Source organism: Alphaproteobacteria bacterium (genome assembly GCA_040905865.1).
Taxonomy (GTDB): domain Bacteria; phylum Pseudomonadota; class Alphaproteobacteria; order UBA8366.
This window is the reverse complement of record JBBDQU010000022.1, coordinates 22,178-43,541: the sequence shown is the minus strand read 5'-3', so window position 1 is coordinate 43,541 and position 21,364 is coordinate 22,178. Positions and strand designations below refer to the sequence as shown.

Annotated in this window: 25 protein-coding genes; 12 read left to right on the top strand and 13 right to left on the bottom strand. The window is 66.3% G+C overall.

The genetic code is table 11. The annotated features are described in order from the left end of the window. The first annotated feature begins 8 nt into the window (after positions 1–8). The 7 genes from WD767_04365 to cobM are packed head-to-tail and all read left to right on the top strand — an operon-like array spanning position 9 to position 6,995. Positions 9–1,046 carry a sirohydrochlorin chelatase gene (locus tag WD767_04365; protein MEX2615310.1) on the top strand — a complete coding sequence of 346 codons (1,038 nt, stop codon included), beginning with the start codon at positions 9–11 and terminating at the stop codon, positions 1,044–1,046. After that, positions 1,043–1,930, top strand: coding sequence for a cobalamin biosynthesis protein CbiG (locus WD767_04360; protein ID MEX2615309.1), 888 nt, complete (start codon positions 1,043–1,045; stop codon positions 1,928–1,930). The genes WD767_04365 and WD767_04360 overlap by 4 nt, the downstream gene beginning before the upstream one ends. Next, positions 1,927–2,565, top strand: a complete 639-nt coding sequence (locus tag WD767_04355) for a precorrin-8X methylmutase (protein MEX2615308.1) — start codon at positions 1,927–1,929, stop codon at positions 2,563–2,565. The genes WD767_04360 and WD767_04355 overlap by 4 nt, the downstream gene beginning before the upstream one ends. Next, positions 2,562–3,764 (top strand): precorrin-6y C5,15-methyltransferase (decarboxylating) subunit CbiE, encoded by a 1,203-nt coding sequence (gene cbiE, locus WD767_04350; GenBank protein MEX2615307.1) that lies wholly within the window; start codon positions 2,562–2,564, stop codon positions 3,762–3,764. Before WD767_04355 ends, cbiE begins: the two co-directional genes overlap by 4 nt. After that, complete coding sequence (gene cobI, locus WD767_04345) at positions 3,761–4,465, top strand: precorrin-2 C(20)-methyltransferase (protein ID MEX2615306.1); 705 nt, start codon at positions 3,761–3,763, stop codon at positions 4,463–4,465. Before cbiE ends, cobI begins: the two co-directional genes overlap by 4 nt. Next, positions 4,462–6,240 carry a precorrin-3B C(17)-methyltransferase gene (gene cobJ / locus WD767_04340; protein ID MEX2615305.1) on the top strand — a complete coding sequence of 593 codons (1,779 nt, stop codon included), beginning with the start codon at positions 4,462–4,464 and terminating at the stop codon, positions 6,238–6,240. Before cobI ends, cobJ begins: the two co-directional genes overlap by 4 nt. After that, positions 6,237–6,995 carry a precorrin-4 C(11)-methyltransferase gene (cobM, locus tag WD767_04335; protein MEX2615304.1) on the top strand — a complete coding sequence of 253 codons (759 nt, stop codon included), beginning with the start codon at positions 6,237–6,239 and terminating at the stop codon, positions 6,993–6,995. Before cobJ ends, cobM begins: the two co-directional genes overlap by 4 nt. Positions 6,996–7,004: 9 nt before the next feature. Here the strand turns inward: cobM and WD767_04330 are convergent, their stop codons facing one another. Genes WD767_04330 through WD767_04320 form a run of 3 tightly spaced genes read right to left on the bottom strand, consistent with a single transcriptional unit; the run spans position 7,005 to position 9,395 of the window. Next, positions 7,005–7,562 (bottom strand): ankyrin repeat domain-containing protein, encoded by a 558-nt coding sequence (locus WD767_04330; GenBank protein MEX2615303.1) that lies wholly within the window; start codon positions 7,560–7,562, stop codon positions 7,005–7,007. Next, complete coding sequence (locus WD767_04325) at positions 7,562–8,335, bottom strand: cobalt-precorrin-6A reductase (GenBank protein ID MEX2615302.1); 774 nt, start codon at positions 8,333–8,335, stop codon at positions 7,562–7,564. Before WD767_04325 ends, WD767_04330 begins: the two co-directional genes overlap by 1 nt. Next, a complete protein-coding gene (locus tag WD767_04320) occupies positions 8,322–9,395 on the bottom strand; it encodes a cobalt-precorrin-5B (C(1))-methyltransferase (protein ID MEX2615301.1) in 1,074 nt (357 codons plus the stop codon). The genes WD767_04325 and WD767_04320 overlap by 14 nt, the downstream gene beginning before the upstream one ends. A gap of 80 nt (positions 9,396–9,475) precedes the next feature. Here WD767_04320 and WD767_04315 point away from each other — a divergent pair, with 80 nt between their 5' ends. After that, positions 9,476–10,855, top strand: coding sequence for a leucyl aminopeptidase family protein (locus WD767_04315; GenBank protein MEX2615300.1), 1,380 nt, complete (start codon positions 9,476–9,478; stop codon positions 10,853–10,855). A gap of 69 nt (positions 10,856–10,924) precedes the next feature. Here WD767_04315 and WD767_04310 read toward each other — a convergent pair whose 3' ends face one another. Both WD767_04310 and WD767_04305 read right to left on the bottom strand, forming a co-directional pair. Beyond that, a complete protein-coding gene (locus tag WD767_04310) occupies positions 10,925–11,812 on the bottom strand; it encodes an EamA family transporter (GenBank protein ID MEX2615299.1) in 888 nt (295 codons plus the stop codon). After that, entirely contained in the window at positions 11,809–12,240 is a 432-nt protein-coding gene (locus tag WD767_04305; protein MEX2615298.1) for an NUDIX hydrolase, read from the bottom strand. The genes WD767_04310 and WD767_04305 overlap by 4 nt, the downstream gene beginning before the upstream one ends. Before the next feature lie 142 nt (positions 12,241–12,382). Here WD767_04305 and WD767_04300 point away from each other — a divergent pair, with 142 nt between their 5' ends. Then, positions 12,383–13,393 (top strand): aldo/keto reductase, encoded by a 1,011-nt coding sequence (locus tag WD767_04300; protein MEX2615297.1) that lies wholly within the window; start codon positions 12,383–12,385, stop codon positions 13,391–13,393. Continuing rightward, entirely contained in the window at positions 13,394–13,948 is a 555-nt protein-coding gene (locus WD767_04295; GenBank protein ID MEX2615296.1) for a carboxymuconolactone decarboxylase family protein, read from the top strand. Between the two features lie 5 nt (positions 13,949–13,953). Here WD767_04295 and WD767_04290 read toward each other — a convergent pair whose 3' ends face one another. The 5 genes from WD767_04290 to WD767_04270 all read right to left on the bottom strand — a co-directional run bounded on the left by WD767_04290 (position 13,954) and on the right by WD767_04270 (position 17,502). Beyond that, entirely contained in the window at positions 13,954–14,679 is a 726-nt protein-coding gene (locus WD767_04290) for a 3-oxoacyl-ACP reductase (protein MEX2615295.1), read from the bottom strand. Between the two features lie 12 nt (positions 14,680–14,691). After that, positions 14,692–15,576, bottom strand: coding sequence for an NAD(P)-dependent oxidoreductase (locus WD767_04285; protein ID MEX2615294.1), 885 nt, complete (start codon positions 15,574–15,576; stop codon positions 14,692–14,694). A 94-nt stretch (positions 15,577–15,670) separates the two neighbouring features. After that, positions 15,671–16,279 (bottom strand): bifunctional 4-hydroxy-2-oxoglutarate aldolase/2-dehydro-3-deoxy-phosphogluconate aldolase, encoded by a 609-nt coding sequence (gene eda, locus WD767_04280; protein ID MEX2615293.1) that lies wholly within the window; start codon positions 16,277–16,279, stop codon positions 15,671–15,673. Continuing rightward, positions 16,276–17,193 carry a sugar kinase gene (locus tag WD767_04275; GenBank protein ID MEX2615292.1) on the bottom strand — a complete coding sequence of 306 codons (918 nt, stop codon included), beginning with the start codon at positions 17,191–17,193 and terminating at the stop codon, positions 16,276–16,278. The genes eda and WD767_04275 overlap by 4 nt, the downstream gene beginning before the upstream one ends. A gap of 183 nt (positions 17,194–17,376) precedes the next feature. Next, positions 17,377–17,502 (bottom strand): hypothetical protein, encoded by a 126-nt coding sequence (locus WD767_04270; protein MEX2615291.1) that lies wholly within the window; start codon positions 17,500–17,502, stop codon positions 17,377–17,379. Positions 17,503–17,876: 374 nt separating this feature from the next. On the opposite strand from WD767_04270, the gene dapB reads away from it, so the two are divergent. Then, on the top strand, positions 17,877–18,683 hold the full coding sequence (gene dapB / locus WD767_04265) for a 4-hydroxy-tetrahydrodipicolinate reductase (GenBank protein MEX2615290.1): 807 nt from the start codon (positions 17,877–17,879) through the stop codon (positions 18,681–18,683). A gap of 32 nt (positions 18,684–18,715) precedes the next feature. Here dapB and WD767_04260 read toward each other — a convergent pair whose 3' ends face one another. Continuing rightward, positions 18,716–19,645, bottom strand: a complete 930-nt coding sequence (locus WD767_04260) for a DMT family transporter (protein ID MEX2615289.1) — start codon at positions 19,643–19,645, stop codon at positions 18,716–18,718. Continuing rightward, the gene (locus tag WD767_04255) at positions 19,642–20,181 is read right to left on the bottom strand and encodes a DUF2244 domain-containing protein (protein ID MEX2615288.1); all 540 of its coding nucleotides are present in this window, start codon (positions 20,179–20,181) and stop codon (positions 19,642–19,644) included. The genes WD767_04260 and WD767_04255 overlap by 4 nt, the downstream gene beginning before the upstream one ends. A 43-nt stretch (positions 20,182–20,224) precedes the next feature. Here WD767_04255 and nth point away from each other — a divergent pair, with 43 nt between their 5' ends. Continuing rightward, positions 20,225–20,857: an endonuclease III gene (gene nth / locus WD767_04250; GenBank protein ID MEX2615287.1), complete on the top strand. Its 633-nt coding sequence runs from the start codon at positions 20,225–20,227 to the stop codon at positions 20,855–20,857. Between the two features lie 40 nt (positions 20,858–20,897). Here nth and WD767_04245 read toward each other — a convergent pair whose 3' ends face one another. Continuing rightward, positions 20,898–21,341 (bottom strand): hypothetical protein, encoded by a 444-nt coding sequence (locus WD767_04245; protein MEX2615286.1) that lies wholly within the window; start codon positions 21,339–21,341, stop codon positions 20,898–20,900. Between the last annotated feature and the right edge of the window lie 23 nt (positions 21,342–21,364).

The following is a 21,364-nucleotide window of genomic DNA, read 5'->3' as shown; positions in this document are numbered from 1 at the left end:
GAAGTTGCATGGCCGAACAGACCGGCGTGATTGTATGCGGCCACGGCAGCCGCGACGAGGCCGCGGTGCGCGAATTCCGGTCGGTCGCCGCCGGACTGCGCGGCCGGCTGCCCGAATACGATATCGACTACGGGTTCCTGGAATTCGCCACGCCGATTATCCGCACCGGGCTGGATGCGCTGCGCGCGCGCGGCAACAGGCGGATACTGGCGGTGCCGGGCATGCTGTTCGCAGCCGGCCATGCGAAGAACGACATTCCCTCGGTGCTGAACACCTATCAGGCGCAGCACGACGATGTCGAAATCCTCTATGGAAGGGAGCTTGGCATCGACCCCAAGATGATCAACGCCGCAGGGTCGCGGATCCGCGAGGCGCTGGACGCTGCGCGCGGCGACATTCCGAAGGAAGAAACCCTGCTGGTCGTCGTCGGCCGCGGCGCCTCGGACCCGGACGCCAATTCGAACGTCGCCAAGATCACCCGCATGCTGTGGGAAGGCCTGGGCCTCGGCTGGGCGGAAACCGCCTATTCCGGCGTCACCTTCCCGCTGGTCGAACCGGGGCTGGAACAGGCAACGCGGCTCGGCTTCAAGCGCATCGTCGTATTTCCCTATTTCCTGTTCACCGGGGTCCTGGTGAAGCGGATCTACGATTACACCGACAAGGTGGCGGCGCGGCATCCCGATATCCAGTTCATCAAGGCCGGATATCTGAACGATCACGCGCTGGTGCTCGACACCTTTGCCGAACGGGCGCGGGATATTCTCGGCGGACCGAATACGATGAATTGCCAGTTGTGCAAATACCGCGAACAGGTGCTGGGATTCGAGGATCAGGTCGGGCTGGCCCAGGAAAGCCATCACCATCACGTCGAAGGCATCAATGCCGGCCATTCGCACGATGAGCACGATCATGGCCACAGCCATGCGCACGGCCACGGCCATAGCCACGACCGCAAGCATTCGCACAGCCATCACCATCCCTACCCCCATGCCGACCACCCGATGGGGCCGCGCAGCATGGAAAAGGATTCGGACCCGGTCGAGTGACGATGGCGCTGTTCGATGCGTATCTCATGGTCGACTGGAGCGCCGCGGCCAAACCGGCGAAGGGGAAGGATTCGATCTGGTGGGCGCTGCTGCAGCGCCAGGACGGCAAGACCCGGCTGACCCGGCACGAGAATCCGGCAACGCGCGCGGACGCCACCGCCGCGATCGCCGATACGCTGGATTCGCTGGCGGTCGCGGGGCAGCGGGTCCTCGTCGGATTCGATTTTCCCTTCGGCTACCCGGCGGGCACCGCCCAGCGGCTCGGCATGCCGGGGCTACCCTGGCGGTATATGTGGCAGGAGCTTGCGGACTTGCTGGACGATGCGCCGGGCAACGCCAATAACCGCATCGACGTGGCGGAAGGGCTGAACGCCCGGATCAGCGGCGAGGCGTTTCCCTTCTGGGGCAATGTCCGCGAGGAAAGCCGCCCCTGCCTGCGGCGGCGCGGACGGCGGCCGCACGGGGCCGGCGACCTGGACGAATGGCGGCTCTGCGACCGGCTGGCGAAAACCGCCAGTTCCGTCTGGCAGCTGGCCGGCGCGGGTTCGGTCGGCAGCCAGGTCCTGACCGGCATTCCCCGCGTGCTGGCCTTGCGCACCGACCCGCGGCTGGCCATGATCAGTGGAATCTGGCCGTTCGAAACCGGGCTGACTCATGACCCGCGATTGCAGATCATCCTCGCCGAGGTTTACCCCTCGATGGTCGCACCGGAACCGGAAGACGAAATGGTAAAGGATGCAAGACAGGTGCGCAGCATCGCGGCGCATTTCGCTACGCTGGACGATTCCGGCGCGCTGGAACCGCTGTTCGCCGGCGACCCGACGCTGACATCGGCGGAGCGCCGGATCGTCGAGCGCGAGGAAGCCTGGATACTGGGCGCATGACGACACCGCGTTACGACTACATCCGCGACCCGGTGGAAATCTATCGGCAATCCTTTGCCGCGATCCGGCGCGAAGTCGATCTGTCGGCGCTGCCGGATGACCTGGCGTCGGTCGCGCTGCGGCTGGTCCATGCGACGGCGATGCCGGAAATCCTGGACGACCTCGTCGCGACGCGCGGCGCGGCGCTGGCCGGCAGGGACGCGCTGGCAAGGGGTGCGCCGGTCCTGTGCGATGCGGAAATGGTCGCCCGCGGCGTCACCCGCAACCGGCTGCCACGGGACAATGACGTGCTGTGCCTGTTGAACGACGACCGGGTCCTGCCCCTGGCGAAGTCTTCCGGAACAACGCGCTCCGCCGCCGCCGTCACCCTGTGGCAGCCGCATCTGGCGGGCGCGGTCGTGGCCATCGGCAACGCCCCGACGGCATTGTTCCGGCTGCTGGAAGGACTGGCCGAAGGGTGGCCGAGACCCGCCGTGATCCTGGGATTTCCGGTCGGCTTCATTGGCGCGGCGGAATCGAAATCCACCCTGATCGACGACAGTTTCGGCGTCCCCGCCATCGCCCTGCGCGGACGCCGGGGCGGCAGCGCCATGGCGGCGGCGGCGGTCAATGCGCTTTGCGGAGATAGCGCATGACCCCCTGGCTCAGCATCGTCGGCGTCGGCGCGGAGGGCATCGGCGACCTGCCGGCGCCGGCGCGGGTCCTGATCGACAATGCGGAAATCGTCATCGGCGGCGCGCGGCATCTGGCAATGCTGCCGGACGACCATCCGGCCGAGCGGCAGGGATGGGCATCGCCGATCGGCGACACGGTTGCAGCGATGAAACGGCTGGCAGGACGGCGTGTCGTCGTTCTGGCGACCGGCGACCCGATGAGTTACGGCATCGGCGTGACCCTGGGGCGCGCCTTTGGGCCCGACGCAATGACGGTGCTGCCCGCGCCGGGCGCGTTCTCGCTTGCCGCCGCGCGGCTTGGCTGGGCGCTGCATGAAACCGACTGCCTGACCCTGCATGGCCGGCCGCTGGCGGCGCTGAACCTGTTCGTCCGGCCGGGCGCGCGTCTGCTGATCCTGTCCGAGGATGGCGGCACACCGGCGCAGATCGCCGCGACCCTGCGGGACCGGGGCTACGGGAAAAGCGTAATCACGGTGCTGGAAAACATGGGCGCGCAGAACGAATCGGCGCGGATCGCCACGGCCGATGACTGGGACGAGACACCGGCCGCCGACCTGAACACCGTCGCCGTGGCCTGCGTCGGCGGCGACCGCGCCCTCACCCATAGCCGGATTGGCGGTCTGCCGGACGACGCCTTCGCCCATGACGGGCAGCTGACCAAGCGCGTCGTGCGGGCGGCGACCCTGTCGGCGCTGGCGCCGCAACCGGGCGAATTCCTGTGGGATGTCGGCGCCGGCTGCGGGTCTATCGCCATCGAATGGATGCGCGCCGGCGGAAGGGCCGCCGCTATCGAACGCAGCCCGGAGCGCTGCACCCTGATCGCCCGCAATGCGGCGATGCTGGGCACGCCGACGCTGGATATCGTTACCGGTACCGCGCCCGATGCGCTGGCGGACCTTGCGCAGCCGGACGCGATCTTTATCGGCGGCGGCGTCAGCGCGTTGTCCCTGGCGGAGGCCTGCTGGGCGGCGTTGGCCAGGGGCGGGCGGCTGGTCGCCAATGCAGTCACACTGGAAGGCGAAGCGATGCTAATGTCACGCCAGGAAAAATGGGGCGGCGCGCTGACCCGGATCGCCGTATCGGAAGCGAAGCCGATCGGCGGATTGCGCGGCTGGCAGCCCATGCGGCCGGTGACGCAGTTCAGCGCCGTGAAACCATGAGCGGAACCCTGTACGGCATCGGCGTCGGCCCGGGCGACCCGGAGCTGATCACGCTGAAGGCGCTGCGCCTGCTGCAGGCCGCCCCGGTGATCGCGTGGCCCGCGCCGCCGGAAGGCGAAAGCCTGGCCCGGAAAATAGCCGCGCCGCATATCACGCATAGCCCGAAGGAAATCGCCATCCGCATGCCGCTGGAAGTGACCCGTTTTCCCGATCGCGGCGTCTATGACGAGGCGGCGACCGAAATCGGCAGCCATCTGCGCGCGGGTCAGAACGTCGTCGCGCTCTGTGAGGGCGACCCGTTTTTCTACGGCTCGTTCATGTACCTGTACGACCGGGTCGCGGACCATCATCCGGTTATCGTGGTGCCGGGCGTATCGTCGCTGATGGCGGCGGCGGCCGCATCGGGATCGCCGCTGGCGTCGCGCAACGACATGCTGAGCGTCGTGCCGGCGCCCCTGCCGGAAGACGCCCTGTCCGCCGCCATCCTCGGCGCGGACAGCGCCGCCATCATCAAGGTCGGGCGTCACCTCGGCAAGGTTCGCCGGGTCCTGGCCGGGCTCGGCCTCGCCGGCAATGCACGCTATATCGAGCACGCCACCATGCCGAACGAATCCACGTGCCCGCTGTCCGATATCAGCGACAAGGCGGCGCCCTATTTTTCAATGATCCTGGTGCACCGGCGCGGGACGGCGCTGCGATGAACGCAGCCCTGATCGTTCTGAACGCGGAAGGTCTGACGCTGGCCCGACGGCTGCAGCCGCGGATTCCCGGGGCGCGGATTCACGGATTCGCCGGACGGGCGGATAATGCCGATTTGGTGTTCACCGACACAATGGCGCATCTGCGAAGCCTGTTCCGCGAAGGCGTACCCATTATCGGTATCTGCGCATCGGGCATCCTGATCCGCGCGCTGGGACCGCTGCTGGACAACAAGCATCGCGAATCCGCCGTCGTCGCGCTGGACGAGGACGGCAGCGTCATCGTGCCATTGATCGGCGGGCATCATGGCGCCAACGCCCTGGCGCGGCGGATCGCCGGGATCACCGGCGGCGTACCCGCCATCACCACCGCGGGCGACCGGCGCTTCGGTTTCGCGCTGGACGAGCCGCCGCCGGGCTGGCGCGTCGCCAACCCGGAAATGGCAAAGCCGGTCATGGCGGCGCTGCTGTCGGGCGCGGGCGCGCGGCTGGATGGGGTAACCCCCTGGCTTGCCGGGGCGCCCTGGCGTGACGATGCGGCGCTCGGCGTTTGCGTCACGGAACGCGCCGGTTGCGAAAACGACCATACGCTTGTCCTGCATCCGCCGGTCCTGACCGTCGGGGTCGGCTGCGAGCGGGGAACGGACCCGGCCGAACTGGCGGCGCTGATTGCGCGCAGCCTCGCCGAAACGGGGCTCGCCGCGGGCGCGGTCGCGGCCATCGGCTCGCTGGACCTGAAAATGGACGAGCCCGCGATGCACCATGCGGCTGCGGCCCTGAATACCCCGTTACGGTATTTCTCTGCCGCCGAACTGGAAGCGGAAGCGCCCCGGCTGCGGAATCCGTCCGACATCGTGTTTCAGGAAACCGGCTGCCATGGCGTCGCCGAAGGGGCCGCGCTGGCGCTGGCGGGACCGGACGGAGAACTCGTCGTCGCCAAACGCAAATCGAAACGGGCGACCTGCGCCATCGCCCGCGCCGCCATGCCATTGGAGGGGGAACCGGCGGGCCGGCCGCGCGGCGCCCTTTCGGTCGTGGGCATCGGCCCCGGCAGCGACGCCTGGCGGTCGCCGGAAGCGACAGCGCTCATCGCGCAGGCGGATATCGTTGTCGGATACGGGCTTTATATCGATCTGCTTGGCGCGCTGGTGCCGGTGGCGAAGCGGCGCGACTACGGGCTGGGTGCGGAAACCGCCAGGGTCCGCGAGGCGCTGTCGCAGGCGGCGGAAGGCCAGCGGGTCGCGCTGGTCTGTTCCGGCGATGCCGGCATCTATGCGCTGGCGACCCTCGTTTACGAAATGCTGGATGCCACCGACGACCCCGCCTGGCGCCGGATAGCCATTTGCGTTGCGCCCGGTATTTCCGCGATGCAGGCCGCCGCCGCGCGGGCCGGCGCGCCGCTGGGGCATGATTTCTGCGCCGTCTCGCTATCCGATCTCCTGACGCCGCGAGGGGCCATCATCGCGCGGCTCGAAGCCGCCGCCGCCGGCGATTTCGTCACCGCGCTTTACAACCCGCAAAGCAACAGCCGCCGCGACCTGCTGGTCCGGGCGCGCGATATTTTCGCCGCCGCGCGCCCACCCTCCACGCCGGTAACCGTCGCCCGAAACCTGGGTCGCCCGGATGAGACGGTGGCCGTCGTGCCGCTGTCCGACCTGGATATCGAATCAATTGACATGCTGACGATCCTCATCATCGGCAACAGCGAATCCCGCATGCTGGACACCGGCGATGGCATGCGGATGTACACGCCACGGGGCTACAGGGGAAAGATATGACCGTCCATTTTATCGGCGCGGGACCGGGCGCCGCCGATCTGATAACCGTGCGGGGCCAGAACCTGATCCGCACATCGCCAGTCGTTCTTTATGCGGGCTCGCTGGTCCCGGCGGAAATCGTCGCGCAGGCGCCGGCAGGGGCGCGCGTTCTGGATACCGCGCCTCTGAACCTGAATGAAATCATCGCCGAAATCGCGGCGGCCCATGCGCAGGGCCTGGACGTGGCGCGGGTGCATTCCGGCGACCCGGCCCTATACGGGGCGACCGGCGAACAGATGCGGCGACTGGACGCGCTGGGTATTCCCTATGACGTCGTGCCCGGCGTATCGAGCTATTCCGCCGCCGCCGCCGCGCTGAAGGCGGAACTGACCCTGCCCGGCGTGGCGCAGACCGTCGTGCTGACCCGGACGGCGACGCGGGCTTCCGCCATGCCGCCGGGCGAGGAGCTGGAAACACTGGCCCGGAGCAGGGCGACGCTGGCCATCCACCTGTCGGTCAACAACATGGCCCATGTGGTCCGGGCGCTGACGCCCCATTACGGCGCGGATTGTCCGGTGGTCGTCGCGTACCGGGTGACCTGGCCGGATGAATTGATGCTGCGGGGCACGCTGGCCGACATCCGCGACACGGTCAAAGCTGCCCGCATCACGCGCACCGCGCTGATTCTGGTCGGCAGGGTTCTGGCGTCAGAAGATTTTTCAGACAGCCGCCTGTACGCGCAAGACCATCACCACGTGCTGCGGCCGCGCAAATAGGAACGGCTTTCAGCGCCGACTGTCGGCCTGCTCCAGCAGCTTCAGGACATCGCGGTTTCGCCCGTTGCGCGCGAGCTCCAGCGCGTTTCGGCCCGTGTAATCCTGCAGGTTCATATCCGCCCCGTTCTCCAGCAGATACTGTACGACATCGTAGTAGCCTCCGGCCGTCGCCTGCATCAACGGCGTGATTCCCTGACCGTTTTGGAGGTTCACCTTTGCATTCGCCTCAACCAGTATCCGGACCACTTCATACGCGCCCTGTTGCGCCGCCCAGCCCAGCGCGGAATTGCCGCCATTGTCCTGCCGGTCCACGGTTGCGCCGGCATCCAGGAGAAGTCTGACAATTTCCGGCGATCCGACAAAGGCGCCGAAAATCAGCGCTGTCCGACCTGATTGATCCCGAAGGTCGGCATTCATGCCGCGTTTGATCCAGTATTCGACGACGTCGACATTGCCGACGGCGGCGCCGTCGATCATCGGATTGGTCGTGGTCAGGTCCATCTGTGCGGCGGACGGCGCCGCCCACAAGGCAGCCATCGCAACGATTGCGGCGCAGGCGATCCGCATCAGGTTTCTCTCCCTACCATTGTCTGCGCGACCCATTGCAATGCTCCTTCAATCGTCTCGACGTTCAATCCGCGTTCAGCCGGCGGCGGCGCGATCATGACAACCGGCAGCCGCAGGCGCCGCGCCGCGGCGATCTTCGCAAAGGTAGCCGTCCCGCCACTGTTCCGGCTCACCACCGCATCGACCCGTTCGCGGCGGAGAAGATCGATTTCCGCCGCCTCGCAGAACGGGCCCCGGTCCAGAATGACCGAATAGTCGGCGAGCGGCAAATCGGCTTTTGGGGCATCGATCATGCGAACCACCAGATGAACGCTCCGCAACCCGGCAAACGCGTCCAGTTTCTGCGACCCGATGCTGAGGAATATCCTGGACCCGATTCGCGGCAGCATCGCGGCCGCGCAGCCGAAATCCGGAACCTCGCGCCACCGGTCGCCGGCCGCCGCTGCCCAGGGGGGGCGTGAAAACACCAGCCGGGGAACCTTTGCGATATCGCAGGCCATTCGGGCATTCGATGAAATCCGCGTCGCATAGGGATGTGTCGCGTCCACGACCATATCGACCCGCGCGGCCCGCAGCCAGGCGGCAAGCCCGTCCGCGCCACCAAACCCGCCGATCCGCATCGCGCCGGCAAGCGTTTCCGGCGAATCGGTTCGCCCCGCCAGCGATACCGTCACTGCCAGGGATTTTCCGAACCGGGCCCAGACCGCATCTGCCAGTCGCGCCGCATGTGCGGTCCCTGCCAGGATGAGAAGATGCGGGTTACGGTCCCGCATGGCCGATTGCCCTGCCCTGCCGGTCGACCACCAGGATATCCACCGCGATATTGCCGGACAGGACGCGCATGGCTTCTTCTTGTGCCGCGCGCGCCACGGCGTCGGGCAGCGACGGCGCTAATTCCAGCGCCTGCGCCGCTGTATTCGCGCCGCGTATCGACTGCTGAATTTCCGGAGTCGCGCCCAGGGTTCCCGCCATGGCCGCCAGCCGCTCCAGATCCACCTGGCTGCGCGCCGAGTGCAGGTCCAGATTGCCCTGGGCCAGTTTGGTCAGTTTCGCGAACCCGCCAGCGATCGTCACGCGCGGCAGGGGATGCCCGTTCAGGTATTTCAGCATGCCGCCCGCAAAATCGCCCATATCGACCACCGATTCCATGTCGAGTCCGTGATACCGGCGCACCGCGGCCTCGGAAGTTTTTCCCGTCGCGCCGGCAATATGGGAAATGCCAGTGGCCCGGGCCACGTCGATCCCCTGCCGGATCGAATGAATCCACGCGCTGCAGGAATAGGGAATCACGATCCCCGTCGTGCCCAGAACGGACAGGCCGCCAACGATTCCGAGCCGCGGGTTCCACGTCCGTTCGGCGATCTTCTCGCCGCCGGGGATCGAGACGGTGACCGCCACATCGCCCGACACGCCGTGCGCCGCCGCGATTTCGGCAAGCGCCTCGCGAATCATCTTTCGCGGCGCCGGGTTGATGGCGGGCTCGCCAGGCGGGATCGGCAGGCCGGGACGGGTCACGGTGCCGACGCCTTCGCCGGCATGAAACGTCACCCCGGCCCCCGGCGCACCCGCGCGGACGGTGACGACGACCATCGCGCCATGGGTAACATCGGGATCGTCGCCCGCGTCCTTGACGATCCCTGCTGTCGCGCTATCGCCATCAACGGATTCCCGCGCCAGTGGAAACACCGGCATCTGCCCGCGCGGCAGCCGGATTGTCACGGGATCGGGAAAACGCCCGGTCAGCAACGCCATGTAGGCGGCCTTCGCCGCCGCCGTGGCGCATGCCCCGGTCGTCCAGCCGCGCCGCAGTGTCCCTTCGGGTTTACGATTCATCGCAATGATTTTATCAAATGCCGCCGCTGTGCGATAATGATGAATCTTCTATTTCCTTCCATTCCCGAGGAGACTGGCCGGTGACCGACTGTTTCGTAGCGCGGGCGAATGCCCAAACCCTGCCCATCACGCCATTGACGGCTGCACAGCAAGACGATTGGCTGAAGGATCAGCCACAGGAAATCGCCGCATGGGTGCGCGCATCCGCCTTCACGGCAGCCGCCGGCAGCGTGCTGTTGCTGCCGGGCGGGCCGAATGGCGCAACCGGCGTTCTGGTTGGCGTGGAGGGCGATGCCGATATCTGGTCGTGGAGCGCCATCAGCGCAAAACTTCCGGCCGGCCGCTACCGGCTGGCCCGCGAACCGAAAGCCGCCACCGCCACGCAACTGGCGCTCGGATGGGGACTCGCCGCCTATGGCTTCGACCGCTACCGCAAGGAACGCAAACCGCATCCGCAACTGGTCTGGCCACAGAAGGCGGACAGGGGCTCGGTGGAAGCGACCGTCGGCGCGACCTTCCTGGTCCGCGACCTGATCAATACACCGGCCTCCGATATGGGGCCGGAGGAACTGGCGGCGGAAGCCCGCAAGCTGGCCCGCGAATTCAAGGCGCGGTTCAGGACCATCGTCGGCGACGACCTGCTGAAGCAGAATTTTCCAGCGATCCACGCGGTCGGGCGGGCGTCGCCCCGCGCGCCGCGGCTGATCGATTTCACCTGGGGCAACGCCCGGCACCCGAAAGTGACGCTGGTCGGCAAGGGCGTGTGTTTCGATACGGGCGGGCTCGATCTCAAGCCCGCCTCCGGCATGCTGCGGATGAAGAAGGATATGGGCGGCGCCGCCCATGTGCTGGGCCTCGCCCGGATGATCATGATGGCGAAACTGCCGATCCGGCTGCGGGTGCTGATCCCCGCCGTGGAGAACAGCGTGTCGGGCAATGCCTACCGGCCGCTCGATATCATCACGACGCGCAAGGGCATCCGGATCGAAATCGGCAATACCGATGCGGAAGGACGGGTTGTGTTGTCCGATGCGCTGGCGCTGGCCGCGGCGGAAAAACCGGAAATGATCCTCGATTTCGCGACCCTGACCGGGGCGGCGCGCATCGCCCTGGGGCCGAGCCTGCCGGCAATGTTCGCCAATGACGACAAGCTGGCCGACGAGTTCCACAAACGCGGCGCGGCGGCGGACGATCCCGTCTGGCGGCTGCCGCTGTGGCAGCCCTACAAGAAGATGATCGAGAGCTCGGTCGGCGATATCGTCAATACCGGCAACTCGCCGCAGGGCGGCGCGATCACCGCGGCGCTTTTCCTGGAAGCCTTTGTCGAGGATACGATCCCCTGGGCGCATTTCGATATCATGGCCTGGAACAATTCATCCCAGCCGGGCCGGCCGGAAGGCGGCGAGGCCATGGGGATGCGGGCCGCCTTCGAGGTTATTTCCGGACGCTACGCCAAATAGGTCTGTTGCCGCTGGCCCGGTCGTCCCGAGAGACCGTTCCGTTCGGAGGGGCGCCGAATGTGACCGTCGTCACGATGGGAATCCCCGCTTTCGGCGGAACATATCGCAGGAGGCCATAAGCGCGCCGCCAACGATCAGGGCGCAGGCTGTCAGCACAACCCCGCTGGCGGGCGCCTGTCCGAAGGCGATCAGAAGCAGGGTTGAAATCAGCGGTGCGAAATAGGCAAAAACGCCGAGCACGCGGATATCGCCATGCTTCACGCCTACGTCCCAGACGAAGAATGCCGCGCCGACCGGCCCGAGGCCCAGCCCCAGCACCGCCAGCCATTCGCCCGCACCGGCGGGCCATACCGTTGTCTCAAAAATAAAATGCGCCGCATAGCCGAGCAGCGCCGACGCGCCGCAGAACCAGCCCACCGTGTCGGTCGGCACCGCCGCAAAACGGCGGCTGAGCACCGAGTAACCGGACCATGTCACCGCGCAGGCCAGCGCCGCCGAATAACCGAACACGAACTCCGCCCGGAAGCCGACCCGGCCGCCATCGGTCACCAGCAACACGCATCCGGCCAGCCCGGCAAGCGCGCCCAGGATATGCCACCAGCGCAACCGTTCCCCCGGCAGCGCCGCCGAAAAGATGACGATCAGCAGCGGCCAGAGGTAGTTGACCAGATTGGCCTCGACGGCGGGCGCGTTGCGCAGCGCCATGAAATAAAAGAAGTGATAGCCAAACAGGCCGCCGACGCCGAGCAGCCAGACCGGCGCCCCATGGCGGATATGGGTGCGGAGGTTTTCACCGCGCACCAGCCATTTCGCCAGCGCCAGCGCAAAGGCGACGGTAAACGACATGGCGACCAGTTGAAACGGCGGGACGGACCCGGTCCAGGTCGTGAGGATCGCCAGCGCCCCCCACATCAGCACCGCCGTCGCGCCGATGGCCGTCGCCCGGGCCGACGTCATGGGCATCGCGATGCTGCCGACATCTGGATCGCCCGCGCCGTTTCCTTCCATAGATTGAAATCGTCGATTTCGTCCAGCCCGACCCATCGCACGCCCATCGCATCGTCGCCGGCGACCGCGGTGCCCGACCGCCATTCGGCGGTAAAATCGATCAGCGTGTATTGCAGGCGGATCCGGCCGTCGTCGTCGCGGGCAATCGTGTCGAACACGTCGATCAGGCCCCGGACCTCGATCTCGACGCCGGTCTCCTCGCGGATTTCCCGGGCCGCCGTTTCGCGTACCGTTTCGCCCAGTTCCTGGGCGCCGCCCGGCAGGCTCCAGGATCCGCGGCGCGGCGGCTTGCCCCGCTGGATCAGCAGGAACCTGTCCTCCCGCCAGACAACAACGCCGACACCGACGATCGGCCGTTCCGGATATTCACGCGACATGTCGTTCCCCCTCACTGCTGCGAATCATTTACACGCCGCGACACCCGATCACAACTTTGCCGCTACGGGCGCGACACGCTAGACTGAACGCAGCCCCGGGCGCATTCGCCGCCCGACCCGAACTGACGGACAGGATGTGAATATGGAATATCGGAATCTCGGCCGCAGCGGCCTGATGGTGTCGCCGCTTTGTATCGGCACCATGCTGTTTGGCGGCCTGACCAACAAAAAGACCGCCGATGCGATTCTCGGCTCGGCGCGCGACGCGGGAATCAATTTCATCGATTCGGCGAGCAGCTATACCGGCGGTAAATCGGAATCCATGGTCGGCGAACTGCTCGCGAAGGATCGCGACAAATGGGTCCTGGCGACCAAGGGCGGCTCGCCGCTGGGTCCGGGCCCCTATGACCGGGGCATCAGCCGCAAGGCGCTGATGAAGTTCCTCGACGACAGCCTGAAGCGGCTGAACACCGACTATATCGACCTGTATTACCTGCACAAGGACGAGGAAGACCGGGGGCTGGAGGAAACGGTCGCCACGGTGGGCGACATGATCCGGTCCGGCAAGATCCGCTACTGGGGCATTTCCAATTACCGGGGCTGGCGGCATGTGGAGGTCGTTCATCTGGCGGACAGGCTCGGCGTCCCCCGTCCAGCCGCCAGCCAGCCCTATTACAACGCGATGAACCGGATGCCGGAAAACGACATTCTGCCGGCCTGCGCCCATCACGGTATCGGCGTCGTGCCCTATTCGCCGCTGGCGCGGGGCGTGCTGACGGGGAAATACGACCCGAAGGCGGCGCCGGACAAGGATTCCCGCGCGGGTCGCGAAGACCGGCGCATGATGGAAACCGAATTCCGCCCCGAATCGCTGAAGATGGCGCAGAAGATCCGCAAGCATGCGGAAAAGCGCGGCATGACGGCGGTTTCCTTCGCCTTCCTGTGGATCCTGCACAACCCGATCATCACCGCCGCCGTGGCGGGGCCGCGCACGCTGGACCACTGGAAATCCTATCTGGAAATCTTCAATCACGAATTCACCGCCGAGGACGAAGCGCTGATCGATTCGATGGTCCCGTCCGGCCATCCGTCGACTCCCGGCTATAACGACCCGCAATACCCGATCCTCGGCCGACCGACAGGAGCAAAGTAAATGGCGCGCCTTCCCTATCTCGACGAAGCGGACCTCAAGCCGGAAGACCGCGACCTGCTGAAAAGGCCGATCAACCTGCACCGCATGCATGTGCACAGCCCGGGCATGGCGCGGCCCTTCACGGCGCTGGGCCACCACATCCGCTATGGCAGCACGCTGGACCCGCGCCTGCGGGAACTGGCCATCCTGCAGGTCGGTTACGTGACGAAGAGCCCGTACGAGTACAGCCACCATTTGAAGATCGGCAAGGATTTCGGCGTCACTGTCGCTGATCTGGCGGCGATCGAAACCGAAACCAATGGCGGCGCCAGCAGTCTGCCGGAACTCGACCGGGCGGTATTGCGAGCGGCGCGGGAAATGACCGAGGGGCTGAAGGCGTCCGACGAGACCTTCGCCATATTGCAGGCGCATTTCAGCAACGAGCACCTGGTGGACCTGGTCACCATCATCGCGTTCTATAACGGGGTCGTGCGATTCCTCGCGACGATGGATGTCGATGTGGAACCCGGTTCCAGCTACGACGCGGAACTCAAGGCGCATCCCCTGCCGGAATAGAGCACTCAGGTCATGTACTGGCCGCCATTGGCGGTCAGCGTGATCCCGGTCAGGAAATCCGATTCCGCCGCGACAAGGAACATGACGCAGCGGGCGATGTCTTCCGCCGTGCCCAGCCGCCCGACCGGGATCAGCGGCAGCAGCTTTTCCTCGATCACGCCGCGATCCAGCGAATGCAGCATCCCGGTATCGATATGGCCGGGCGCGATGCAGTTGACCGTTATCCCCCGCCCGGCGCCTTCCAGCGCCAGCGCCCTGGTGAAGCCGATGATTCCGGCCTTGGCGGCAGAATAGTTGATCTGGCCGAACTGGCCCTTCTGACCGTTGATAGACGTCATGTTGACGATCCGCCCGAAGCGGCGCGCGCGCATGCCTTCGATGACATGGCGCGACATGATGAAGACGCTGTCCAGGTCGGTCCGCAGGACGGTCGACCATTGTTCCATCGTCATCCGGTGCAGCGGCACATCCCAGATGATGCCCGCATTGTTGACCAGCACATCGACCGGTCCGAGTTCCGATTCGATTTTTGCGACCGCCGCCCCGCATGCGTCGAAATCGCCGACATCGAAGCGATAGGTGGCGATACCGGTCCGCTCGCGGAAGGCGTCCGCCGCCGCGTCGTCGCCGCCGTAACACGCCGCGACCCGGTATCCCGCGCCGGCCAGCGCGATGGAGACCGCTTCGCCGATGCCGCGGGTCCCGCCCGTTACGATTGCCGTTCCCGCCATGCGTCCCGCCTTCTACCAGTCGACCACGGTCACGTCGGCCGCTTTCTGGATGGGCCGGATGATCTCGTTCATGTCCACATCCGGTCCCAACTCGTAACTTGCCGCCTGCAGCATGCCGCGCACCATGTTGCCGACCATCATGGGCGCGCCGCTGTCGATGCCCAGCTGCGTCGCCAGCCGCACATCCTTGAGCATCAGGCCGAGCGCGAAATTCACATCCCGGGAACCGGACAGCAGTTTCGGCATGTGGTTCGCCGTCGTGCTGCTGTAGGAGGTGCCCTTGTTCATCACCTCGGCCATGGTTTCCAGCGACAGCCCGTTCTTCGCGCCCATCGACACCGCCTCATAGGTGGCGGCGCGGATGCAGGCGCTGGTGACATTGTTGACCAGCTTCATGACATGGCCGTTACCGGTGCCGCCGCAATGGAAGATGTTGGGGCTGATCAGTTCCAGTGTCGGCTTTATCTTCGCGAACATTTCGTCGGACGCGCCGACCATGAGGGCGATGGTCCCCGCATCGGCGCCGCGAATCCCGCCCGATACCGGCGCATCGACGAGTTCGACGCCGTGCCGGCGCAGCTCGGCGGCCATCGCGCGGGTTTCGTTCGGGTCGCCGGTCGTCTGGTCGATGATGATCTTGCCGGGCGCCAGACCTTCCAGCAGCCCGCCCGCGCCGAAGATCGCCTCGCGCACGTTCTGCGAGGTCGGCAGGCAGGTCATCACCACATCGCATTCGCGGGCCAGCGACGCGCCGTCCTGCGTCGCAATGGCGCCGTTGTCGACCAGCGCGCTGACCGATTCGGGGCGCAGGTCATAGACGCGAAGCTGGCGCGACAGCTGTAACCGGCGGGCCAGCGCGCCGCCCATATTGCCAAGGCCGACATAACCGATATTCATGGATTTTCCCCTCCCAGGATTTCAGGCGCGCGCAACAGCGTGCCGCAAGCGTGACAAGCCCGACGGGCAAGGTCAATGGCCGCACGGGTCCCGTTCAGCGTGCGGCGGCGCGCGCCTTATCGGTAATACCGGACCAGTCTCCCTGTTCCATGTCCTGCGCCCCGGCCACCCAGCTGCCGCCGACACAGACGACATTCGGCAGGGCCAGGTAGTCGGCGAAATTACCGGCCCCGACGCCGCCGGTCGGGCAGAACGCCATGTCGCGGAACGGCGAGGCGAAGCTCTGCAGCATGGCGACGCCACCCGCCGCCTCGGCGGGGAAGAATTTCACGAAGCGGAACCCGGCGCGGCGCGCCATCATCACTTCGGACGCGGTCGCGACGCCGGGCAGATAGAACAACCCCTGTTCCCGGGCGATATCCGCCAGCAGGGGGTCGAAACCGGGACTGACGGCGAAGGCGGCGCCGGCCTGCTTCGCCCGGATCATCTGCTCGGGCTCCAGCACCGTCCCGACCCCGACGGTTGCTTCGGGATGCGCTTCAATAATTTCCGCCAGCGACTGCCAGGCGGTATCCGTGCGCAGGGTTACTTCCAGGGCGGGAAGCCCGCCGGCGATCAGCGCCGCCGCCGTCGGCGCCGCATATCCGGGCTCTGGAAAAATCAGCACCGGGATGACCCGGGCCCGTTCGAACAGGTCTTTCATCGTTCTCCCCCCGGCATGGCGGCGCGCGGCATGATCGCGCCCCGGTGCATGATGACCTCGCCGGCGAGCCGATGCGCCCGCCGCGCCGCCTCGACGGGACCGGCGCCGGACAGCCGCGCGGCCAGATACCCCGCATTGAACGAATCGCCCGCGCCCGTCGTATCCAGCGGATCGGCGCGGGCAACGGTCGGGACATGTTCACGGATATCCGGCGCGGAAACCAGGCATCCCGCCGCATCCCGCTTCACCACGGCTTCGGCGACGCCCGCCGCGTGCAGCCGGTCGGCGCAGGCCGCCGCATCCGCATCGCCAAAGACCTGATAATCATCGCCAAACGTCGGCAAGGCCAGATCGGTGCGGGTCAGGATTTCGGACATCACGCGCCGTGCCGCCCCGGCATCGGACCAGCCCCGCGCCCGGTAATTGGTGTCGAACACAATCCTGCAGCCGTTCCGCCGGACGGCATCCAGCAGGCCATACAGAATGGCGCGCGATTCGGCCGGGTAGAGCGACAGGGTGATGCCGCTGAGGTAAATGCAGTCATAACCGACCAGCCGGCCTGCCAGCGCATCGCTTTCGGGAAACGAAAAAAGGTCCCGCGCCGGCGCCTGGTCGCGCCAGTAGAAAAACTGCCGTTCGCCCGCGCCATCGGTCCGGATGGCGTACAGACCGGGCACCCGCCCCCTGGCCCGGACCACCAGCGATGTGCCGACGGCTTCGGCCTGCCACTGGTCGATCATCCAGTCGCTGTACGGATCGTCGCCCAGCGCCGTGACATAATCGGTTTCGATTCCAAGCCGCGACAGGTATACCGCCGTGTTCAGCGTATCGCCGCCATAGGACAGCGTCATCGCCCGGTTATCGGCGCCGCTGAGTTCCAGCATGCATTCGCCGATACAGGCCACGCGCGGCATCGGTCAGCGATCCGCCGGCAGCAGCGGAAAATCCGGAAACCCGGCGCGTATGGCGCAGTAACAAACCGTCATCATCAGAACCGTCCAGCGTCCCCGGCGATATATCCAGACACCATGCCGGCGCAGCCGCTGTCAATGGACGGGCGGCATCGCGCGCCGTGGCGCGGGTGATTTCAGGAATTATTACGCAGCGCCCACGATATAGGTAACGATGCCGACCGTTCCGATCCACCATGCGAAGGTCAGCACGAAGACCACCCCGCCGGACAGGATCCGTGTTTTCCTGTGTTTTTCGCTCTCGGCATTCATGTTTTTTCCTTTTCCCGGCAACGCCTTCGGCGCCCCGCGACGCCGCCGGTTTGATTTCCGATCCGCCGTCTGCATGTCATGGAATTGCCTGTTTTTCATATGGTGGGAAGGTAGGAGATGTACAAGCAGCCTTGCCAGCCCTTGAAACGCAATGATAAAGGATTATATACCTTTTTGTGAAGCCCCGTCCATCGAATGAAAGCCATTCGACGCCAGTCCAGATAACGCGGTTCCGGCAGCCCTTCGCAGGCTTGGCCGCGGCGTGCCGGAACGTCTATGCTTCGCGCCGGGGGACGACGCGCCCGCGCGATGCCGATAAATGTCAATAAAAGCCAATCATTTTGAACAGGGGGAACGGTGCCATGGCGGAAGATATAAAGGTAGGCGTTGTCGGCTGTACCGGCCGGATGGGACAGATGATTGTCACGCTGGTGACCGAAGCCGACGGCTGTGTCGTCGCCGGCGCCAGCGAATACCCGAACCATCCGATGGTCGGGCGCGACGCGGGCGAGGTCGCGGGGCTGGACGCGATAGGCGTTACGATCCTCGCGGATGCGGCGGAAATGATCGCCGGCGTCGATGTGGTCGTGGATTTCACCATTCCGGAAGCCTGCGTCGGGCACGCCAGGCTGGCGGCGCAGGCGGGGGCGGCCATGGTGATCGGCACGACCGGGTTGAGCAAGGAACAGGCGGGCATTCTGGAAGCCGCCGCCCGGCATGTCCCCATCGTCTGGGCCCCGAACATGAGTGTCGGCGTTACCCTGCTGCTGGCGCTGAGCGAACAGGTCGCCGGGTTGCTGGGCCCCGATGACTACGACGCCGAAATCGTCGAAATGCATCACCGGCACAAGATCGATGCGCCGTCCGGCACGGCGCTGGGCCTGGGCCGGGCGGTCGCCGCCGGGCGCGGGGTCGATCTGGACACGGCCTACAGGGCGGCGCGGGACGGCCATACGGGCGCGCGGCCGCGCGGCGAAATCGGTTTTGCGGTGTTGCGCGGCGGCGATGTGGTCGGCGAGCATTCCGTCATTTTCGCCGGCGACGGGGAACAGGTGGTGCTGACCCACAAGGCCGGCAGCCGGCGGGTCTTCGGCGCGGGCGCGCTGCGTGCGGCGCAATGGACCCAGGGCCAGCCGGCCGGGCTCTATTCGATGAAGAACGTCCTGGGCTTCAACGATTGAGGCGCGCGAAAGGACGGTCCTACCGCGGGTCCTTAACGATCCCGGTGCTCAAGACCGAGCTGACGCTGGCCAGGGCCGCGTTGCGCCAGCGCAATTCCGGCGAGAACGAGCGCCAGGGCAAGAGCGGCATTGGGGTGCAGCGATTCGTCCAGGATAAGCACGCCCAGGAAGACGCCGAACAGCGGGACGAGATAATTGCTGAGCGATACGAAGGTCGGGCCGGCGGTTCGCACCAGGCGCAGGTAGACCAGCGTCGCAAGCGCCGTCGGTAACAGGCCCAGCACGATGATGGCCACGAGGGCCGCCATCGACGGTTCGACTGTCCAGGGCCGTTCCGCGAACAGGGCAACCGGGGTCCACAGGATCGCGGCGGCAGTCATGATTCCGGCGGAATTCGTCATGTCCGATTCCTTCGGCAATTGCCGCGCAATGATATTGGCGCTGGCGTAGCAGACCGCGCCCAGCGCGACGGCGGCCTGACGTATCGCCTGGTCCCCGAGACCGGCCAGGGCCGCGGGACCGATCAGCACGATGACCCCGGCGAGGCCGAGCAGGATACCCAGCAGGCGGGGCAGCGTCAGCGGTTCTTCCGAAACGAAGATATGCGCCAGGATCAGGGTGGTTAGCGGCGTGACCGCCATCAGGATCGCCGCCAGCCCGCTGTCGATCGCGACCTCGCCCCAGCCGATCAGGGTAAAGGGCAGGGCCGCGGCAAAGGCGCCCATGATGAAATACCGCCGCCAGGCGTCGAAAGTGACCGGCAGTCGGTGGCCGCCGGCATAGGCGAGGGCGACCAGAACAACCGCGGCAATGACAAGCCGGCCCGCCGCCACGCTGGCCGCGGGCACTTCCATCACCGCGATCTTGAGCACCATGAAGGAACCGCCCCAGAGCAGGCCGAGCGTCAGCAGCCCGCCGACCCGCATTGCGGCGGACGACCCGGAAGGCGGGTTGTCGGTCATTCCGCGCCGAAATGCGACGACACGTGGCGATACTGCCGGATGGCGGATCCCAGCGCCTCGGCCAGGTCGGTCCGTTCGCCATGGGTCAGGAAGCTGCCGATGCTGGTTTGCCGGCCGTGGCTCGACAGGGTGATCTTTCCGGCGCCGCGCCGCGGGTTTTCGACCGTAATACGCAGCCAGGTCGGTTCGCTGTCCCAGTCGCGGGTCGTGCCGTCCGGCGCGCGGTATCGGACCTGCAACCCCCGGTCGGTCAGCAATATCCGCTCGCGCCGCATACCGGCGCGGTAATTCATCCGGAACGCGACATACAGCAGCAGGATTTCCAGCCCGCAGAAACCGAATACCGGCCAGGCGCCGATCATCATGAAGGTAACGCCGATGACGAAACCGAACCCGGTCGCCACGGCCATGACAATGACGAATCCGCTCGGCCCGAGGCTGCGGTGCGGGCGCAGTTCGGTGTTGAAATAGACCCGCTCCCGCGGGCCGTCCGGCGTCGGTTGATCAGTCATCCTGTCTATAAATAGGAACGTCATGCGGCACTGTCCATCGCGCGTCCGATTCATTACTCTTCCGGCCATGAAGAAAGCCGATATCGAGACATTTTTTACCCGGCTGAAGGCGCGCGACCCCGAACCGCGCGGCGAGCTGGATTACACCACGCCGTATACGCTGCTGGTCGCCGTGGTGCTGTCGGCGCAGGCGACGGATATCGGCGTGAACAGGGCGACGGGGCCCCTGTTCAAGGTCGCGGATACGCCGCAGAAGATGCTGGCGCTGGGCGAAGCGACGGTTCGCGACTACGTCAAGACAATCGGCCTGTTCAACACCAAGGCCAAGAATGTCATCCTGCTGAGCCGGCAATTGCTGGAACGCCACGGCGGCGAGGTGCCCCGGGACCGCGATGCCCTGGAGGCACTGGCCGGCGTCGGCCGCAAAACGGCGAGCGTCGTCATGAACGTCGCGTTCGGCGCGCCGACCATCGCCGTCGATACCCATGTTTTCCGTGTCAGCAACCGCACCGGGCTGGCCCCCGGAAAGTCGGTGCTGGCGGTGGAGCAGAAGCTGGAAAAGGTTGTGCCGGCCGCCTTCAAGCAGCACGCGCATCACTGGCTGATCCTGCATGGCCGCTATGTCTGCAAGGCGCGCAAGCCGGAATGCCCGGCCTGCAGCGTGGCCGACCTTTGCCGGTTCAAGGGAAAAACCCTGTAGACCGGAACGGCAAATCGGCCCTCGGGCAGCCCCGTTTCGGCTATTTCCGGCTCGCCAGCAGGTCGCCGAAACAACGCCGCGCGGGGATTGTTCCATCCGCCCGTTCGCGCAGGTCCACATGGGCGACCGACAGGCCGCTACTGTCCTGGAACAGAAAGACGTCGAGCACGCATTGCGCCGCCCGGTACTGCCAGATTTCCGCCGTCCCGTCACGGCGCACATAGCTGGCGGGCCCCAGTAACGCCGCGACCGTCTTGCCGCTCAGCCGGAGAAGCTGCCTGGGGTCGTCGTTGACCGGTTCGGCTACGGGTTCGGGGGGAACGGACGCCTGCTGGCGCGTTGCCGGCGACGGGACCGGGTTTGGACGACGGGCATCGAGGGACGGCGACAACGGGGCAACGGTAATGGCGGGCGCCGCCGCGTTCGGCGCAGGCGGCGATTCGGACGGCGCGGTACCGCAGGCGGCGAGGGACAGGGCCAGCACTAGGGCCGCCGGGGCGGTTCCGC

What these genes read in the sequence shown, in the direction of transcription:
- WD767_04365 (MEX2615310.1), top strand. Translation starts at nt 9, where the DNA reads ATGGCCGAACAGACCGGCGTGATTGTATGCGGCCACGGCAGCCGCGAC.
- WD767_04355 (MEX2615308.1), top strand. Translation starts at nt 1,927, where the DNA reads ATGACGACACCGCGTTACGACTACATCCGCGACCCGGTGGAAATCTAT.
- cbiE (MEX2615307.1), top strand. Translation starts at nt 2,562, where the DNA reads ATGACCCCCTGGCTCAGCATCGTCGGCGTCGGCGCGGAGGGCATCGGC.
- cobI (MEX2615306.1), top strand. Translation starts at nt 3,761, where the DNA reads ATGAGCGGAACCCTGTACGGCATCGGCGTCGGCCCGGGCGACCCGGAG.
- cobJ (MEX2615305.1), top strand. Translation starts at nt 4,462, where the DNA reads ATGAACGCAGCCCTGATCGTTCTGAACGCGGAAGGTCTGACGCTGGCC.
- cobM (MEX2615304.1), top strand. Translation starts at nt 6,237, where the DNA reads ATGACCGTCCATTTTATCGGCGCGGGACCGGGCGCCGCCGATCTGATA.
- WD767_04330 (MEX2615303.1), bottom strand. Translation starts at nt 7,562, where the DNA reads ATGCGGATCGCCTGCGCCGCAATCGTTGCGATGGCTGCCTTGTGGGCG.
- WD767_04325 (MEX2615302.1), bottom strand. Translation starts at nt 8,335, where the DNA reads ATGCGGGACCGTAACCCGCATCTTCTCATCCTGGCAGGGACCGCACAT.
- WD767_04320 (MEX2615301.1), bottom strand. Translation starts at nt 9,395, where the DNA reads ATGAATCGTAAACCCGAAGGGACACTGCGGCGCGGCTGGACGACCGGG.
- WD767_04310 (MEX2615299.1), bottom strand. Translation starts at nt 11,812, where the DNA reads ATGACGTCGGCCCGGGCGACGGCCATCGGCGCGACGGCGGTGCTGATG.
- WD767_04305 (MEX2615298.1), bottom strand. Translation starts at nt 12,240, where the DNA reads ATGTCGCGTGAATATCCGGAACGGCCGATCGTCGGTGTCGGCGTTGTT.
- WD767_04300 (MEX2615297.1), top strand. Translation starts at nt 12,383, where the DNA reads ATGGAATATCGGAATCTCGGCCGCAGCGGCCTGATGGTGTCGCCGCTT.
- WD767_04295 (MEX2615296.1), top strand. Translation starts at nt 13,394, where the DNA reads ATGGCGCGCCTTCCCTATCTCGACGAAGCGGACCTCAAGCCGGAAGAC.
- WD767_04290 (MEX2615295.1), bottom strand. Translation starts at nt 14,679, where the DNA reads ATGGCGGGAACGGCAATCGTAACGGGCGGGACCCGCGGCATCGGCGAA.
- WD767_04285 (MEX2615294.1), bottom strand. Translation starts at nt 15,576, where the DNA reads ATGAATATCGGTTATGTCGGCCTTGGCAATATGGGCGGCGCGCTGGCC.
- eda (MEX2615293.1), bottom strand. Translation starts at nt 16,279, where the DNA reads ATGAAAGACCTGTTCGAACGGGCCCGGGTCATCCCGGTGCTGATTTTT.
- WD767_04275 (MEX2615292.1), bottom strand. Translation starts at nt 17,193, where the DNA reads ATGCCGCGCGTGGCCTGTATCGGCGAATGCATGCTGGAACTCAGCGGC.
- WD767_04270 (MEX2615291.1), bottom strand. Translation starts at nt 17,502, where the DNA reads ATGAATGCCGAGAGCGAAAAACACAGGAAAACACGGATCCTGTCCGGC.
- WD767_04260 (MEX2615289.1), bottom strand. Translation starts at nt 19,645, where the DNA reads ATGACCGACAACCCGCCTTCCGGGTCGTCCGCCGCAATGCGGGTCGGC.
- WD767_04255 (MEX2615288.1), bottom strand. Translation starts at nt 20,181, where the DNA reads ATGACGTTCCTATTTATAGACAGGATGACTGATCAACCGACGCCGGAC.
- nth (MEX2615287.1), top strand. Translation starts at nt 20,225, where the DNA reads ATGAAGAAAGCCGATATCGAGACATTTTTTACCCGGCTGAAGGCGCGC.